Consider the following 14,764-nt stretch of genomic DNA (forward strand, 5'->3'; position numbering starts at 1 on the left):
GAAAAAGGCAAAACCATGAACCAGAACTACCAAAATCTCTACCAAGCATTGGAAACCGTCGCCGCTACCTTCCCAAACAAAATCTCGTTTCGGAAACGGAAGTCCGCTACTGAATTCCCTGGGATCAGTTTTGGAGAATTGAAGGAGTTTGTCGACCACTTGACTCTCGGTTTCATCGACCTTGGTGTTGCTGTTGGAGACCGAATTGGTTTTTTTTGTGACGCATCCGTCAATTGGCTTCGGACCGACCTATCGATTCTCTCTGCAGGAGCCGTTGTGGTTCCTAGAGGAACAGACATTGTCCGCGAAGAAATTTTATATATCCTCAACCATTCTGAAGCCAAATTTCTTGTGGTTCAAAAACCTAAAGACAAAAAAAGAATCGAAGACTTGTTAGGTGAACTTCCTCATCTCAAACAAATTTTTGTATTAGAAAATGAACAAGGGGAATTACTTTCTGGTTCGGATTCTATTGTATCTCTCGTAGAAAAGGGGAAAACTCTTTGGAAGGAAAATGGAAAACAAAACTTAGAGGATAGGCTCAAACAAATTGATCCTGATGCACTTGCCACTTTGATTTATACTTCAGGCACAACAGGAAATCCGAAAGGAGTGATGTTATCCCAAAAAGGTTGGATCACTGCCATTCAAAATACCATTGCTCGTTTGGATATGAATTCCAATGACAATGCAGTCAGTTTATTACCACCTTGGCATGCGTTTGAAAGAGCGATTGAATACGCAGGAATCTTTCTTGGTTTGGATTTTTTAATTTCCAATATGACAAGTCTCAAGGATGATCTTCGAGACTTTCGTCCAACTATATTTCCTTCTGTTCCCCGAATTTGGGAATCTGTTTATAATGGAATCATGGCTAAGGTCGCCAAAGAAGGTGGTTTTAAAGAAAAATTATTCCATTTCTTTTTAGGTGTCGGTGCAACTTGGGCAAAGTATTATGCGATGTTTAAAGGATTTGAATTTGAAATTCAAAAACCAAATTTTTTAGTTTCCTTTTGCAAACGAAGTTATGCTTTTTTGATTTTGATTTTACTTTCCCCGTTTAAGTTACTTAGCATCAAAATTTTTTCCACCATTCATAAAGCACTCGGTGGAAGGATTCGTATCTGTATTTCGGCAGGTTCTGCATTACCAAGTGTTGTAGATGGATTTTTATCTGCCATTGGGTTAAAAGTTTTAGAAGGGTATGGAATGACAGAAACCTCGGCTGTGGTTTCCATTCGTTCCAATTCCAAACCAACAAAAGGAACAGTGGGAATTCCCATTGATGGATATTCCATTCGATTAAAAGACGAAACAGGTAAAATCCTTACTAAAACTGGTGAAAAAGGAACACTTTGGATTAAATCCAAACAAATCCTCAAAGGATATTATAAACGACCTGAACTCAACCAAGTTGTGTTTGATGCAGATGGTTTTTTTGATACGGGAGATTTGATGATGATTTCTCATCGAAACGAACTAGTGTTTGCTGGTCGTTCTAAAGATACCATCGCTCTCATTGGTGGTGAAAACGTAGAACCCATCCCAATCGAAGATAAATTACTTACATCCCCTTACATTGACCAAGTGATGGTAGTAGGACATGACAAAAAAACACTCGCTGCACTCATTGTTCCTAATTTTGAAGCAGTAGAAGCCAAAGTGCAAGGAATCTCTAAAGAGAAAGCAATCGAATGGAATACAAATGCAAAAGTGAGAGAATTGTTCCGTTCTGAAATCTCTAAAATCATTTCACGAGAAAATGGATTTAAGTCCTTTGAAATGATTCCAGCTAACAATTTCTATGTGGTTCCAAGACCTTTTGATCCAGATGTAGAAATGACACGAACTCTTAAAATGAAACGAAACATCATTTCGGATGTATTTTCAAAACAAATTGAAGGAATTTACCAATGATTAACCCAAAACTAAATCCTTATCTAAATGATGAGGAACGAAGTTTTTACAATACAGTGTTTCAATTTTCGGAAGAGAAAGTATTTCCCTCTTCTGAAGAAAGAGATGAAAAAGAAATTTGGTCGGACGAACTCTGGAAAGAGTTTTCGAAAGCCGGTTTAACAGGACTTACTATTCCTACAGAATATGGAGGAGAAGGAGCCAGTTGTTTGTTATGTTCTATCGCTACGGATGCCTTTGCCTCAGGATCTCTTGATGGCGGAATTGGTTTGTCTTGGGTAGCACATTTGGTGATCGGAACCATGCCTATCGTTTTCCAAGGAACAGAAGAACAAAAAACCAAATACCTAACAAAACTTGCGACTGGTGAGTGGATGGCTGGATTTGCTCTGACAGAACCAGCATCTGGTTCGGATGCTGCATCTCTTCTGACCAGAGCGGAAGAAGTGGAAGGTGGTTGGAAACTAAATGGATCTAAAACCTTTATCACCAATGGTCCCGTCGGACAAGTGTTTGTGGTGATGGCTAGGACTTCCGAAAAAGGAAGAGGGCCAATGGGGATTAGTGCTTTCCTTGTGGAAAGTCATACACCTGGTTTTAAGGTCAGTAAAGTCCTAAAAAAACTTGGTCATCACACATCTATGACAGCAGAGTTGGTGTTTGAAGATATGGTGATCCCAAAAGAAAATTTGCTTGGACCGTTAAACACTGGTTTTATGCGAATTGGAAAGGAAACTTTGGAATGGGAAAGAACTGTGTTTGTGGCAGGTCTTGCCGGAGCCATGGAGTTTTGTTTTCGCAAAGGGATCCGTTACGCAAATGAACGAGTCCAATTTGGTAAGTCCATTTCTAGTTTTTATGGAATGAGAGATATCCTCGTTCGCAATTGGGTTTATATCCAAGCCGCCAGAAGATTGATCTATTGGGTAGCAGAACGAAAAGATAGAGGAATTCCATCTCCCTTAGAAAGTAGTTTGGGAAAATTGATTTCTTCGGAACTTGCGGAAGATGTAGCAAAAGACACCGTACAATTGTTTGGTGGATATGGTTACATGAAAGAATACGCAGTGGAACGATTTTACCGAGATGTAAAACTTGGGACGATCGGTGGAGGCACGAGTGAAATCCAACGATCCATTATTTCCTCATTGTATTCAGGGAAAGAAAAATTCCAAAAGGAATTTGTGAGAATCGAATCTCCTAAAAACCAAGCGGATTCCATTCAAAACCTATTGTTTGAAATCATTCTGAAAATGGATGGGGAATCGAATTGTAAAAAACAACAATCCATTGAATTTGCCTTTGCAGATGTATTATCTGTATTTGTGATCTTGTTTTTATCTGAGATTGATACTCATAAAAAGACAGAATCTTATTCGAAGCAAGAAAAAATGATAGATCGGAACTTACTTTCGTATTATCTTGTGGGTAAGTATTTGATGTCTATGAGTCGCCTGAATCCATATGTCCCAAATGAGTTAACGGAACTCTGGGCTCTCTACAGAGAAATGGGATCTAAGATTGAGGAAACAGTTCATAGTCGTTTTTCAACCTTGCAGGAGTTGGCCTAAATTGTGAAAGCAGCAGCCCGAATTGCGATATTTTATTTGTTTTTCGGGTTTCTCTGGATTTACTTTTCAGATTATGCCATCTCTCTTTTTTTCCAATCGGCAGAAGACACGAGAGAAATTCAAAGTTTCAAAGGTTGGGGATTCGTTGCTCTCTCCGCATTTGTGATTTATGTTTTACTTGTTCGCGAATTAAAAAATCAAAAAAAAGTATTATCCGAAAAATTTGAATCGGACCAACTATTCCAAGTGATTTTAGAAAGGATTGAAGACGCTGTTATCGTTTTCAATTTAGATACTTGGAAAATTGATTTTCTAAGTGAACAAGTTTCTCGTTTATTTGATCTCAAAACAAAAGAGATCATCGCAAATCCACAACTTTTGATCGATCGTGTGTTTGAAGCAGACCGTGCTCGTATGTCTCATATTTGGATGAACCAATTAAAAGAAAACCACACAGGTTTACTGTATCGCATCCAAATGAGCGACGGAAAAATCAAATGGGCCTTGGAACATCGTCTGTTCATTCCTTCTAAAGATGGGAGTCCAAACAAAGCAGTAGCTGTCATTTCCGATATGACAAGTTACATGGAAAACCAAACGAAATTGGAACAATCCTTAAAAGAAAATGAAACACTTCTTACCGAAGTTCACCATCGTGTGAAAAACAATTTAGCAGTGATCATTTCTTTTTTGCAATTGCAGGTGTATTCTTCTCCTAGAGAAACTGCTGATATCTTAGAACAAAGTATTGTTCGCATCAAAGCCATTGCACTGGTTCACGAAAAATTATACAGTGGTAAAAACTTATCGGGCCTGAGTTCGGTAGATTATATCACAAGTCTTGTTGAAAATATCAAACTCATGTATATGAGAGCTGATATTTCGATTGAACTCGACATTCAAAAAATGGAGTTTAACATCATTGATGCGATCCCTATGGGTCTTATGATCACTGAAATGTTAACCAATAGTTTTCGTCATGCTTTCAAGGTGGCAAAACCAGATGCGAGGATTCAAATTGAATTTATAGTGGGCGAAAATCATCAATTTGAACTGAAATACAGAGACAATGGAATCGGATTTCCAGAAGGGTTTGATTATCATAAAGCAGAAACGATCGGATTGTCCGTGATTTTTTCGTTATCAAGTCAATTAAACGGAAAAGAAGTGAGTTGTATCTCTAGTCCTAACCAAGGTGTTTTTTATCATTTTTCATTTTCACCCAAAAAAATGAATTCAAAATCTAATTCATCATTGTAGGTTTTATGTACGCGAAAGGTAAAAGTTTTTCAGAAATTCAAATTGGAGAGAGAGCATCGTTTACGAAAACAATATCAGAAACTGATGTGTATCTTTTTGCAGGGATCAGTGGAGACTTTAATCCATTACATGTAGATGAAGAGTATGCTAAAACAACTAGTTTTGGTACAAGGATTGCTCATGGAGGACTTGCTGCTTCTTTACTTGCTCCCGTGCTTGGAATGAAGTTACCTGGTCTTGGAACAGTTGCCTTAGAAACCACAACCAAGTTTCGGAAACCAGTTTATTTTGGAGATACAATCACATGCCTCGTGGAAGTGACTGCAAAAATGGAACGCCTGAAAGCAGTGAAAATGAAAATTGTATGGAGCAATCAAAAAGGAGAAGTTGTCAGTAAAGGGGAAACCTTAGTCATTCCTCCCGGTTGAGGAATTGTCCAACCAGTCCAATTTCGTCTTCTACAAATTCGCGGATTTCTTCGAGTTCATCGAAATCCAATATTTCTTCTAAGATTTCTTCTCCTGCTTCATCTTGGCCAAGTCGCATCACAATGTAACCTGGCACATCTGAATCAGGATCATCCATTTCAACGTTCACAAATTGATATTCTTGTTCTGTTGTTGGTAAAAAGACCAAGTAGTCATTTCCCATTAAGGAAAAAGAATAAAATACTTCCCATTGGTAACTATTCCCGTTTTCATCCACCAAATCGATTTCTTCTGTGGTTCGATTCGGTAAAAAATCATCCGCTTGGAATCCAAAATTGTTTGTTTCCATTACGTGAAAAATTCCTTTTCAAACGGTAGGCTATGTTTCTTTTTAAAATTACATTCTTTGCAAGCAGGAACCAAATTTGCTTTTACAGACTTTCCTCCTCGTATAAGAGGAATTAGATGGTCCATAGTTAACTCATCTACTTTGAATTTTTTTCCACAATAATGACAAATCCCTGAAGAACGTTTGTTTTTCCACCAAGCAGTGTTTTTTAGATCTTTTGCTTTTTTTCGTTCTCGCCTGATCTCTTCATCGTCGATGTCAGAGAAAAATGGCTCGAGTGGAGGTTCTGTCATGATTTAAAAAAATCTGTTTTTTTCTCTTCGTCAAGAAAAAGATGGAGGAATGGGACGACTCATCTACCTAGACAATTTACGTTCTTTTGCGTTATTACTTGGAATTGTTTTCCACTCGGCCATTGTGTATGCCGCAGACATCCAATATGCGATCCAAACACAAGAGAGGAGTTCGATTTTATCCTATTTTTGTTATTGGATCCACAGTTTTCGGATGCCCATGTTTTATATGATCTCTGGATTTTTTTCCGCAATGGTTGTCCAAAAAAAGGGAAATAAATTTTATTTAGACGGTAGGTTGCGAAGAGTCCTTGTTCCCACATTGTTTGGCCTTTTGTTTTTGGCACCAATCCAATATTTTCTAATGGAGAAATCCAAAATACCAAGTCTCGACCTTGTTGATTTTTTGATTCAATTTTTTACGAAAGAAAAATTCCAACATTCACACATTTGGTTTTTAGTGGATCTATTTTGTTTTAGTATGATTTACCTAGTTCTTCACAAATGGATCTCTCAATTAGCAAAAGGAAATTTTGTTCATAATTTTACTTACCGATTCTATATTCTTTTTGTGATCTGTTTTCTCTTCGTGTTAGGTGCACATACCCAATTTGGAAAAGGAGAATCCTATTTCGGAATTTTTAAACTTACCTTTACGTATCAGTTTTCTTTTTTTATCGCAGGGGTGTTTTGTTATGAATGGAAAGGAATTTTAATCCAAACTTCCTCTTCTCGTTACAAACCATTTGCCTTGTTTCTTTGGGCATTGGTATTTTCTCTTTTACTCATGGAGTATGAAATCAATGATCCACTTTGGATTTACTTCTCTTATGCAAACCCATGGTATCGCTCTTTCCATATTTTTTTATGGGTGGCATCGCCTTATATTTGGACTTTGTTTTTTGTGGATGTTTTTGTTCGTTTTGGAAACCAAGATGGGAAACTCGGACGTTATATCATTGAAGCAAGTTTGCCAATTTACCTTGTCCACCATCCCATCTCACTTGTGTTTGCTTATTTTGTGAAGGAGTCCTCTCTCCCAGTTTGGGAAAAATTTATCCTTCACAATTTAGTAGTTTTAAGCCTAAGTTTTATCCTCTATGAGTTTTTCATCCAAAGGACCAAACCATTACGTTTTTTGTTTGGATTGAAACTGGGTTAAGTTTTGCTAATGGCCTGAATGGCGGAGGCAACAGCCGAATCCATACTTCCTGTATGTAATGCGAGATGTTCCCCTGCAAAAAATACTCTTTCGAAAGGTTCATTCCATACATCTTTGATTCCATAACTTCCAGGTGGGAAAAGGGAAACAAATCCTGGCCTACCTGTTGTTTTTTGAAAACTATGAAAGTGAAACGGATTCTCTACATGTAAGTTCAAATTTCCCACTTCTTCCAATGCAGATGTCATTAGATTTTTTTTCTGGCGATCAGTTCCTTTTTCAAATAAGGAGGCCTTGTCTCCTGTGGAAATGGAGGTAACGGCAGTTATATTTTGACCAATTGCTAAATCAGAGACATATAATGTTTCTGCGGCAGTGGCAGTGGTTTGAAAGTAGTTGGAAAGATTGGCATTTGATTTCACAAAACATAGATTTTTGGAAATTTTACCTGTTTGCATCCGGAGTGCTGAATAAATGAAATCTTTCGGTAGAGTAGGTGTCCATTTGATATCTAACAAAGAAGAGGCGGGTAATGTACAAACAACTAAATTCCCTTTAATCGTTCTTCCTGACTGAAGTTCCACAGAAACTTGGTTTTTTTGTTGGGAAACTTTTACCGCAATTTCTCCTGTCAGAAGTTCCTGACCTTTTAATTGAGAGACTAAGGACTGAATGATTTGATAAGCACCTGCTTTGACTTGGTATTTAGGTTTCAGAGCAGATTGCAGGGCTGAGAGGTCGTCCAAAACTGACTCACTTGAGATTTGGTTTAAATCTGCTCCCAAAATCACTCGGTATAAATCATTCATGGATTGAATCTCTTCTTCTGTGAGACCTTGGTAACGAGCATAAGAAGAAAAATTGATTTTGTCTAAACCTTGTTTTTGGTTTGCCCCAAGTGACTTGTGTAAGTCGATGACTTTGTCTAAAGTGTCGATGGAGGAAGTTGAGATTTTAAGGAATTCTTGATTCGATTTTGTTAATGAAAATCGTTCTGCAATACTAGAGGATACAAGTTCCAGTCCCAATTGTTTTACCAAACTTTTGATATCTGTTTGGTTCTCGCTAATCCATTCTCCACCTAAGTCTTGTAGAATTCCCAATTCGGGATTGGTATATGTCGCGATTCTTCCGCCAAACGAGTCTCCTCGTTCGACCACTATAACTTCATATCCAGTTTGTTTGAGTAAATAAGCGGAATAGAGGCCGGAAAGTCCACCACCGAGAATGATGGCACGTTTGGAACCACTCGTTCTAGGTTTTGTCTCTGCAGTCACAACTCCTGTGGATTGTCCGAAGCTTTTCTTGGGAAAGAGGAGGTTCACTCCAGCGGCAGTAATAGTCAAATTTTTGAGGAAGGTTTTTCGATTCATAGAACTTTCCCCTATTTTAGCACTCAAAACAAAAAAGGCTAGAAAAATTACTAAAATAGAATCTATTGATTTTGGCTTTTTATGCGAAATACAAGAACCTTCTCCCGATCCTCCATTCCATTCTTCGTTTGTATCATTTTCGGTTTCCTCTTTTTGCCGAGGGGGAGTCACGCAAGTCCTGTCATCCAATTGAAAACAGAAATGTTTGGAGAGTCCATTTGGAAAGAGGTGCAGGTATTCGAAGATCCAACCCATTCCCTAACAAACGAAGAGATTCTCTCAGGTGCCAAGGACCAAGAGTTTAAGATTCTAGACTCTCCTAATTTAGGATTTTCCAAGTCCATCTTTTGGGTGCGAATGGAAGTGTTTAACCCCACTAACACCTTACTGCGTTGGAATCTATTATTTGATTTTCCCTTACTGGATGAAATCCAAATTTTTGGTGAACCATTTCCAAAAGATTCCAAACGAACTCTCGGTGATACGTTTGCGTTTTCAGAAAGGAATGTGGACTACCGTAATCCGGTTTTCCCTTTGGAGACTCCACCCAATGGAAAATCTGTTTATTACCTGAAGATCCAATCGGAATCCACCATCCCACTCACTCTCCAAGTTTGGACGGAAAAGGAATTTTATGAAAAACTAAACAAAGAACAAATGATCTTTGGTATTTTTTATGGGATTTTGTTTGTGATGATTGCTTATAATTTTTTCATTTATATCTTCACATATGAAAAAAGTTACTTACTCTATCTCTTTTTTATAAGTTCCATTTTTTTCTTTCACTTGGTGAACAATGGTTTTGCCTTTCAATACATTTGGCCGAATTGGGTGTTTTGGGCAAATTATTCCTTACCGTTTTTCATTTGTTTGTCTTGTATCACGGGTGTCATCTTCACGAACAATTATCTGAGCTTAAAAAAATATTTACCGAAAGTATCTAAGTTAATTTGGGTTTGGGTTGGAATATTAGTCATTTTTTCTGCGGTTACCTTTTTATTAAGTTACCGCATTGCTATGGTTACGTCCATATTACTCACGGTTCCTACAGCATTATTACTGGTTTATAGTGGAACTTTTACCTATCTTGCAAATGTTCGCACGGCTCGTTATTATTTGATTTCATGGGCTTTCTTTTTGTTAGGTGTGTTGCTTTATTCCTTAAAAAGTTTGGGATTTTTATCAGACAACCATATCACTCGTTGGACCATCCAAATGGGAACAGCCTTACAAACCATTTTGTTATCACTTGGACTTGCTGATAGGATTAATTTTTTAACCAGAAGCCTCAGAGAAAACCTAAGAGATTTATCTCATGCTAAAATCAAAATCGAAGAATCAGAAAAACGATTCCGAGAAATTTTCCAAGGTTCAGACGAAGTGATTTTGATGATGAATGAAAATTTTGAAATCATCAATGCCAATCGATCTTTGTCAAAACATCTTGGGTATCGATTGGATGACCTTCGTGATAAAAAAATCACGGAAATCCTCTATACAGGCCGTGATCAAAAATCCGACTACAATGTCATGTTTGTGAATGATAAACTGACAGATTTGAAAATGACAGGATCTGCGATCAATTTTAAAACCGAACTCTCTCAAAAGTATGTAAAAGAACCAAAAGAAATGGTTTGTCGGATCCAATACATTGATTTTGAAGAAACGAGGGAAGTGTTAATGACATTGTCTCCTGAATATGAAGACACCATCATCCAACTCATTGAATCAGAAAAAATTGAAATTTCGATGAACAATTATTTGCGAAATGCAGAGCTTGTTTCTCAAAAAATTACAGCGCAACTTTCCAAATACCTTACCACAATTGAACAAACGGAAATTCGATCTTCTGTGAGAGAGATCATCATCAATGCCGTAGAACATGGGAATTTAAACATTAGTTTTGATGAAAAATCCCATGCTCTGATGGAAGGAAATTATTTGGAGTTTTTACAAAAACGCCAGGAAGACCCAAGATACCGCCATAAAAAAGTGAAAATTGAATATTCCTTTAGCCATGAATATGTGGCTTATCGAATCACGGATGAAGGACGAGGATTCGATCATAAAAAACATATGGATAAATCCATTGATGAAATGAACGAAGCTCATGTCCAACATGGTCGTGGGATTCTAATGACAAAATCTGTATTCGATCGGATTGAATACAACGAAAAAGGCAATCAAGTCAGTTTGATTAAGTTTTTAAACCGAGATTAATTTCTTTGCCAATCTAGGACCCACCACTCATTCCATTCTTTGGAGTAGAGAAGTTTGCCTGGTAAGTGGCTTTGTAATAAACTTAAAAATTCATCTTTTTTTTCGGTGATGATACCTGAAAAAATGATTCGAGGTGCATTGATTTTTGCCAGATGACGGATGTTTTGTGAAAGCACAGCAAATGTGATATTTGCAATTGCCAAGTTATAGGACTGGTTTGATAATTTTGGATTATCAATGCCAGACTCTTCTACGCTGAATTGAAACCCTTTGGGGTATTCGTTTTCTGTCCAGTTTGACCAAGCTGCTTTCACGGCATTGGGATCGATGTCCAAAGCAAAAATTTTATTCACTCCAAACTTGGCAAGGCCTATGGATAAAATTCCAGATCCAGTTCCTACATCACAAGCAGATAAAAAAGAAAACTTACCTTCCGCATAAAGAGAATCCAAATGTTCTAAAATGAGTTTTGTTGTTTCGTGGTGACCTGTTCCGAAAGCAACACCTGGATTGATAAATAAAGGAATTCCTCCTGTTGGTTTCCAAAGAGCAATGGTGTTTGGTTCGTTTTTTTCCCAAGTAGGGATCACCCAAAGTTTATTTCCAATTGGGAACGGTTTATAATATTCTTTATATGCTTCTTCGTAATCCCTTGTTTCAATGATTCGAGATTCCGAATTGGAATTGTTAGGTGCGTAAAGTTTTAAAAAAATTATAATTTTTAATTCTTTTTCTACCTCATCCGTTTGTAAGTAAATACGAATATTGGTATTGTCGCGAATAAGACCTTGGTCTTTTTCTTTTGGAGCTTCTCCATCAAAAAGAATTTCGTAATAACCTACACATTGTAAAGAATCTAAGAGTTCGTAAAACGAATCAGAGAGTTCTTTGGGTAAATTAACTTTGAGTTCTCGGTATTCCAAACTTAACCTATTTCATCCGTATAATCCATGACCAAATACATTAAGGTTTCTTGGTCGGTTGGATTGGAATATTCATGAGAAACATCTGCTTTAAAAAACACAGAATCTTTTGGTTCGAGTTCCACTACCTTTTCGCCCACTCGCAAACGGAGTTTTCCCGAAACTACGACGAGGTTTTCTGTGGTTCCTGTTTTATGTGGTTCCGCCACTTCATGGCCACCCGGTTTCAAAATGAGTTCATAAAATTCTGTTTTGCGATTACCTAGAAAAGGAAATAGGGCACGACTCGCAAAAACTTTTGAGTTAGAATAGAGAACTTTGGAGTTTTCGGCTTTTAGAATATGGATACCGTCTTGGTTTTTTTCTTTTAAGAGTTCCGAAAAAGGAACATTGAGTCCGTTTGCAATTTTCCACAAAACGGAAATGGTTGGAACTGATTTCCCTTGTTCAATTTGGGACAACATCGCTCGGCTCACACCACATCGGTTTGCGAGTTTGTCCAAGGAAAATCCTTTGGTGTGGCGGATGAGTTTCAGGTTTTCTTTGACGACGTCTGTTATATAGTCGCCTGATTCTGAAATGAGTGGATCTAATCCGTCACTACTTTGTTCTACTTTACTAACCATTGTCCAAGCGTCCAATATAACAGAGGTACTGTCAAGAAACTAACGTTTGGGTCTTTCTTTTTTCTCTTCGATGATAAATACTGGAGGTAACTTCATTCCTTGGGGGAATTTTTTTTGGACTTCTTTGGCACTGCCTCGGTAAGAAGTTTCGTGTGCGAAAGAGATTCCTAGGGCAAGGAAAATCCGACGATCATGGGGTAGGACTTTTGCCAAAGTTTCCAAACAATGTTTGGCTCTGTAGGGCGTTTCATAAAAGGCAAGCGTGATGCCAAGACCCAGGTATTGTTTTAAGGTTCTCTCTCTTTCTTTTTCCTCTCTCGGTAAAAATCCAAGGAATAAAAATGGAGAGGTCGCAAACCCAGAGCTTGTCAGAGCAGAAACAAGGGCAGTGGGCCCTGGAGCAGAACGCACTTCCACACCCATTTCCCAAGCTAGGGGAACAAGCCATTTGCCAGGGTCTTCGAGGCCTGGACTGCCAGAATCGGAGATGAGACAGGTTTTTTTGGTCATGGCCAGCTTCATTCCAATCTCATCCATCTCCGTCCGAGAGGTATGTTCATTTAAAAGGTCAAAGGGTTTTGTGATCCCTAGTTTTTTGAGAAGGGTAGAGGTGGTTCTTTGTTCTTCCCCTAAAATCCAATCTGCTTCTTCTAGCAATTGTTTGGTGCGAGGTGGAATGTCTAAATCATTTCCGATGGAATTGGATACTAAATACAGTCGATTCATTTGGTGAGTGTTGGAAAATTAAAATACGGTTGGATGAGGATTCCTTTTTCCGAACATGCTTTTACAAAATTCGGATCTCCTTTGTCGATGGCGACAGCAAATTCTTTTGCTTTGCATAACATTGGATAGTCATTAAAGGAATCACCAAAAACCAAATCGGGATAAACGCCAATTCGTTCTTCAATGGCTCTCACTTTCCCTTCTCCATAGGTATAGGGTTCTATGAGTTCATGAGTGTATTTTCCGTTTTCATCTAATACTTGTTTCATGCCAATCACATGAGATTCTAAAACAGGAAAATGATGAGCAATGGCCGCAATTCCTGGTTCTGGAGAGGCAGTGACAATAAACACCTTCCAATTGTGGTGGTTCAAATACTGGATGAGGTCTTTCATCTCTACTTGTGGGAAAACACCTGACTCTTCGTGAGGTTGGTTCACCCGTTCCCAGGCACGGCGAGACACATCATAATAATCTTTGTGGGTAAGACCTTGGAATAAAAAACAAGTCCAACGGTATCCTCGTTCGATTCCAAATTCTTTTAATTGGTAAGTGTATTCTTCCCAAACCAAATGTTCTTTTTCAGCGAGACTGAGTTTGGTATGGTCTTTCCAAAGTGTTTGGTCACGAAAAAAAGGAGAAAGATCTTTGGGTAAAAACGAAAGACCTTCCATGATGAGTTGGTCCATGATTTTTTCGCCAAAATCATTTCGAATGAGAGTATGATCAAAATCAAAACAGACAATGCCTGTTTTTTTCGGGATAAGAGTTGTCAGACGATCATAAACTTCGTCTGTCCAACTATTCTTGGTAAGGTTTGTCACAAAACTTAGTCTGCGTAGCCAACTAGGTTTGTGGCAATCCCTTCTTCAAAAGGAGTGAGAAAGTTTTCTGGATTCAAATACACATTATGAAATCGAACTTCGAAGTGGACATGTGGTCCCGTTGACTTTCCCGTATTTCCAGAGAAGGCAATGATTTGTCCTTTTTTGACAATATCACCTGGTTTTACGAGTAACTCTTGGTTGTGGCCATAAACGGTGTGGAAATGGTTCATGTCATGGTGGTAAATTTTGACGGCAAGGCCGTAATCGCCACCACGTCCTGCTTCTTCCACCACACCATCTGCCGCAGCTAGGACGATGGAGTTTTTAGGAATGGCAATGTCGAGACCTGTATGCCAGGTATTCCATCGCCTTCCAATCCGGGAAGAGATCCTTGATTTGTTATTGGGTAAAACAGGCCATATGAATTGGTCAATCGGAGATTCAATGGTTTCGCGGAAGAGTTCCTTTTCTTGGAGGTTTCTCATGTATTCCGCAGAGTATGGGAAAAAAATAGATCGTTTCAAACGATTGAGTTCCGCTTCTGTGAGGTGGTTGATCTCCATCACTTCGCTAGCAAGAATTCCGAACTCGGATGCTTTCTCGAGAAGGCTTTTTTTCTCGACATTCAGGTCTACCCAAAGTCCCCATTGGTCGTTGTAGCGTTGGAAGACATGGTTGTCTAAAAAAACAGGACCGTTTTTTTGTTTTTGGTATGCCGCATAGGCCGAGTAGGTCACGACAAAGAGGATTAGGACCAGTATGATATAGTAACTGCGGTTTCGCTTCATCTCATTTCGCCTCAAAAACTATGGTGCAATGCCAAATTCTCACGACCCCTCGTCGGGTCAAGGCGAAGAGGTCGGCAACTTGCCTCAATCATGGCTTTTATGTGACATAAGAAAGTGATTCCGTTTGCTGTCATTTCCTTTTCCGAGGGAGAAATTCCGTGAAAACGATGGTTCTGCCATGAATCGGCGGAATCTCGATTGGGATTGGGATCAGTTTTCTTTCGGAAGGGTTTTCAAAAGCAGGAAGAAAACAGGAACACGGTTTTTGTGATCCTGTTCTTTAGAAAAAAGAGGGGTAAGG

The 14,764-nt window shown here is 38.5% G+C and carries 14 protein-coding genes; 6 read left to right on the forward strand and 8 right to left on the reverse strand.

The window, feature by feature from the left end:
* Positions 1–15 precede the first annotated feature (15 nt).
* The 4 genes from EHQ59_RS07785 to EHQ59_RS07800 are packed head-to-tail and all read left to right on the forward strand — an operon-like array spanning position 16 to position 5,176.
* The gene (locus EHQ59_RS07785; RefSeq protein WP_135618999.1) at positions 16–1,917 is read left to right on the forward strand and encodes an AMP-dependent synthetase/ligase; all 1,902 of its coding nucleotides are present in this window, start codon (positions 16–18) and stop codon (positions 1,915–1,917) included.
* Positions 1,914–3,488, forward strand: a complete 1,575-nt coding sequence (locus EHQ59_RS07790; RefSeq protein ID WP_135619001.1) for an acyl-CoA dehydrogenase family protein — start codon at positions 1,914–1,916, stop codon at positions 3,486–3,488. Before EHQ59_RS07785 ends, EHQ59_RS07790 begins: the two co-directional genes overlap by 4 nt.
* Positions 3,489–3,491: 3 nt before the next feature.
* On the forward strand, positions 3,492–4,748 hold the full coding sequence (locus tag EHQ59_RS07795) for a sensor histidine kinase (RefSeq protein WP_135619003.1): 1,257 nt from the start codon (positions 3,492–3,494) through the stop codon (positions 4,746–4,748).
* A 5-nt stretch (positions 4,749–4,753) separates the two neighbouring features.
* Complete coding sequence (locus EHQ59_RS07800; RefSeq protein WP_135619005.1) at positions 4,754–5,176, forward strand: MaoC family dehydratase; 423 nt, start codon at positions 4,754–4,756, stop codon at positions 5,174–5,176.
* Here the strand turns inward: EHQ59_RS07800 and EHQ59_RS07805 are convergent.
* Positions 5,160–5,525, reverse strand: coding sequence for a DUF1292 domain-containing protein (locus EHQ59_RS07805; protein WP_135619007.1), 366 nt, complete (start codon positions 5,523–5,525; stop codon positions 5,160–5,162). The two genes, EHQ59_RS07800 and EHQ59_RS07805, sit on opposite strands and share 17 nt — an antisense overlap.
* Positions 5,525–5,818: an HNH endonuclease gene (locus tag EHQ59_RS07810; RefSeq protein ID WP_135619009.1), complete on the reverse strand. Its 294-nt coding sequence runs from the start codon at positions 5,816–5,818 to the stop codon at positions 5,525–5,527. Before EHQ59_RS07810 ends, EHQ59_RS07805 begins: the two co-directional genes overlap by 1 nt.
* 49 nt (positions 5,819–5,867) lie before the next feature.
* Between EHQ59_RS07810 and EHQ59_RS07815 the strand changes: the two genes are divergently transcribed.
* Positions 5,868–6,980: an acyltransferase family protein gene (locus EHQ59_RS07815; RefSeq protein ID WP_135619011.1), complete on the forward strand. Its 1,113-nt coding sequence runs from the start codon at positions 5,868–5,870 to the stop codon at positions 6,978–6,980.
* Here the strand turns inward: EHQ59_RS07815 and EHQ59_RS07820 are convergent.
* Positions 6,977–8,353 carry a flavin monoamine oxidase family protein gene (locus tag EHQ59_RS07820; RefSeq protein ID WP_135619013.1) on the reverse strand — a complete coding sequence of 459 codons (1,377 nt, stop codon included), beginning with the start codon at positions 8,351–8,353 and terminating at the stop codon, positions 6,977–6,979. The two genes, EHQ59_RS07815 and EHQ59_RS07820, sit on opposite strands and share 4 nt — an antisense overlap.
* 189 nt (positions 8,354–8,542) lie before the next feature.
* Here EHQ59_RS07820 and EHQ59_RS07825 point away from each other — a divergent pair, with 189 nt between their 5' ends.
* On the forward strand, positions 8,543–10,573 hold the full coding sequence (locus tag EHQ59_RS07825) for a 7TM diverse intracellular signaling domain-containing protein (RefSeq protein WP_244245441.1): 2,031 nt from the start codon (positions 8,543–8,545) through the stop codon (positions 10,571–10,573).
* On the opposite strand, the gene EHQ59_RS07830 is transcribed toward EHQ59_RS07825, so the two are convergent.
* The 5 genes from EHQ59_RS07830 to EHQ59_RS07850 are packed head-to-tail and all read right to left on the reverse strand — an operon-like array spanning position 10,570 to position 14,463.
* Complete coding sequence (locus tag EHQ59_RS07830; protein WP_135619017.1) at positions 10,570–11,496, reverse strand: 50S ribosomal protein L11 methyltransferase; 927 nt, start codon at positions 11,494–11,496, stop codon at positions 10,570–10,572. The two genes, EHQ59_RS07825 and EHQ59_RS07830, sit on opposite strands and share 4 nt — an antisense overlap.
* A 2-nt stretch (positions 11,497–11,498) precedes the next feature.
* Entirely contained in the window at positions 11,499–12,122 is a 624-nt protein-coding gene (locus tag EHQ59_RS07835) for a helix-turn-helix domain-containing protein (protein ID WP_012388122.1), read from the reverse strand.
* Positions 12,123–12,161: 39 nt separating this feature from the next.
* Complete coding sequence (gene rsmI / locus EHQ59_RS07840) at positions 12,162–12,848, reverse strand: 16S rRNA (cytidine(1402)-2'-O)-methyltransferase (RefSeq protein WP_135619019.1); 687 nt, start codon at positions 12,846–12,848, stop codon at positions 12,162–12,164.
* The gene (locus EHQ59_RS07845) at positions 12,845–13,672 is read right to left on the reverse strand and encodes an HAD family hydrolase (RefSeq protein ID WP_135619021.1); all 828 of its coding nucleotides are present in this window, start codon (positions 13,670–13,672) and stop codon (positions 12,845–12,847) included. Before EHQ59_RS07845 ends, rsmI begins: the two co-directional genes overlap by 4 nt.
* A 5-nt stretch (positions 13,673–13,677) precedes the next feature.
* Positions 13,678–14,463 (reverse strand): M23 family metallopeptidase, encoded by a 786-nt coding sequence (locus EHQ59_RS07850; protein ID WP_135619023.1) that lies wholly within the window; start codon positions 14,461–14,463, stop codon positions 13,678–13,680.
* Positions 14,464–14,764: the final 301 nt, after the last annotated feature.

The organism is Leptospira kemamanensis (assembly GCF_004769665.1).
Classification (GTDB): Bacteria; Spirochaetota; Leptospiria; order Leptospirales; family Leptospiraceae; genus Leptospira_A; species Leptospira_A kemamanensis.

Coding starts and splice junctions, on each gene's coding strand:
- rsmI (WP_135619019.1), bottom strand. CDS start 12,848: ATGAATCGACTGTATTTAGTATCCAATTCCATCGGAAATGATTTAGAC.
- EHQ59_RS07790 (WP_135619001.1), top strand. CDS start 1,914: ATGATTAACCCAAAACTAAATCCTTATCTAAATGATGAGGAACGAAGT.
- EHQ59_RS07815 (WP_135619011.1), top strand. CDS start 5,868: ATGGGACGACTCATCTACCTAGACAATTTACGTTCTTTTGCGTTATTA.
- EHQ59_RS07810 (WP_135619009.1), bottom strand. CDS start 5,818: ATGACAGAACCTCCACTCGAGCCATTTTTCTCTGACATCGACGATGAA.
- EHQ59_RS07835 (WP_012388122.1), bottom strand. CDS start 12,122: ATGGTTAGTAAAGTAGAACAAAGTAGTGACGGATTAGATCCACTCATT.
- EHQ59_RS07785 (WP_135618999.1), top strand. CDS start 16: ATGAACCAGAACTACCAAAATCTCTACCAAGCATTGGAAACCGTCGCC.
- EHQ59_RS07805 (WP_135619007.1), bottom strand. CDS start 5,525: ATGGAAACAAACAATTTTGGATTCCAAGCGGATGATTTTTTACCGAAT.
- EHQ59_RS07820 (WP_135619013.1), bottom strand. CDS start 8,353: ATGAATCGAAAAACCTTCCTCAAAAATTTGACTATTACTGCCGCTGGA.
- EHQ59_RS07850 (WP_135619023.1), bottom strand. CDS start 14,463: ATGAAGCGAAACCGCAGTTACTATATCATACTGGTCCTAATCCTCTTT.
- EHQ59_RS07800 (WP_135619005.1), top strand. CDS start 4,754: ATGTACGCGAAAGGTAAAAGTTTTTCAGAAATTCAAATTGGAGAGAGA.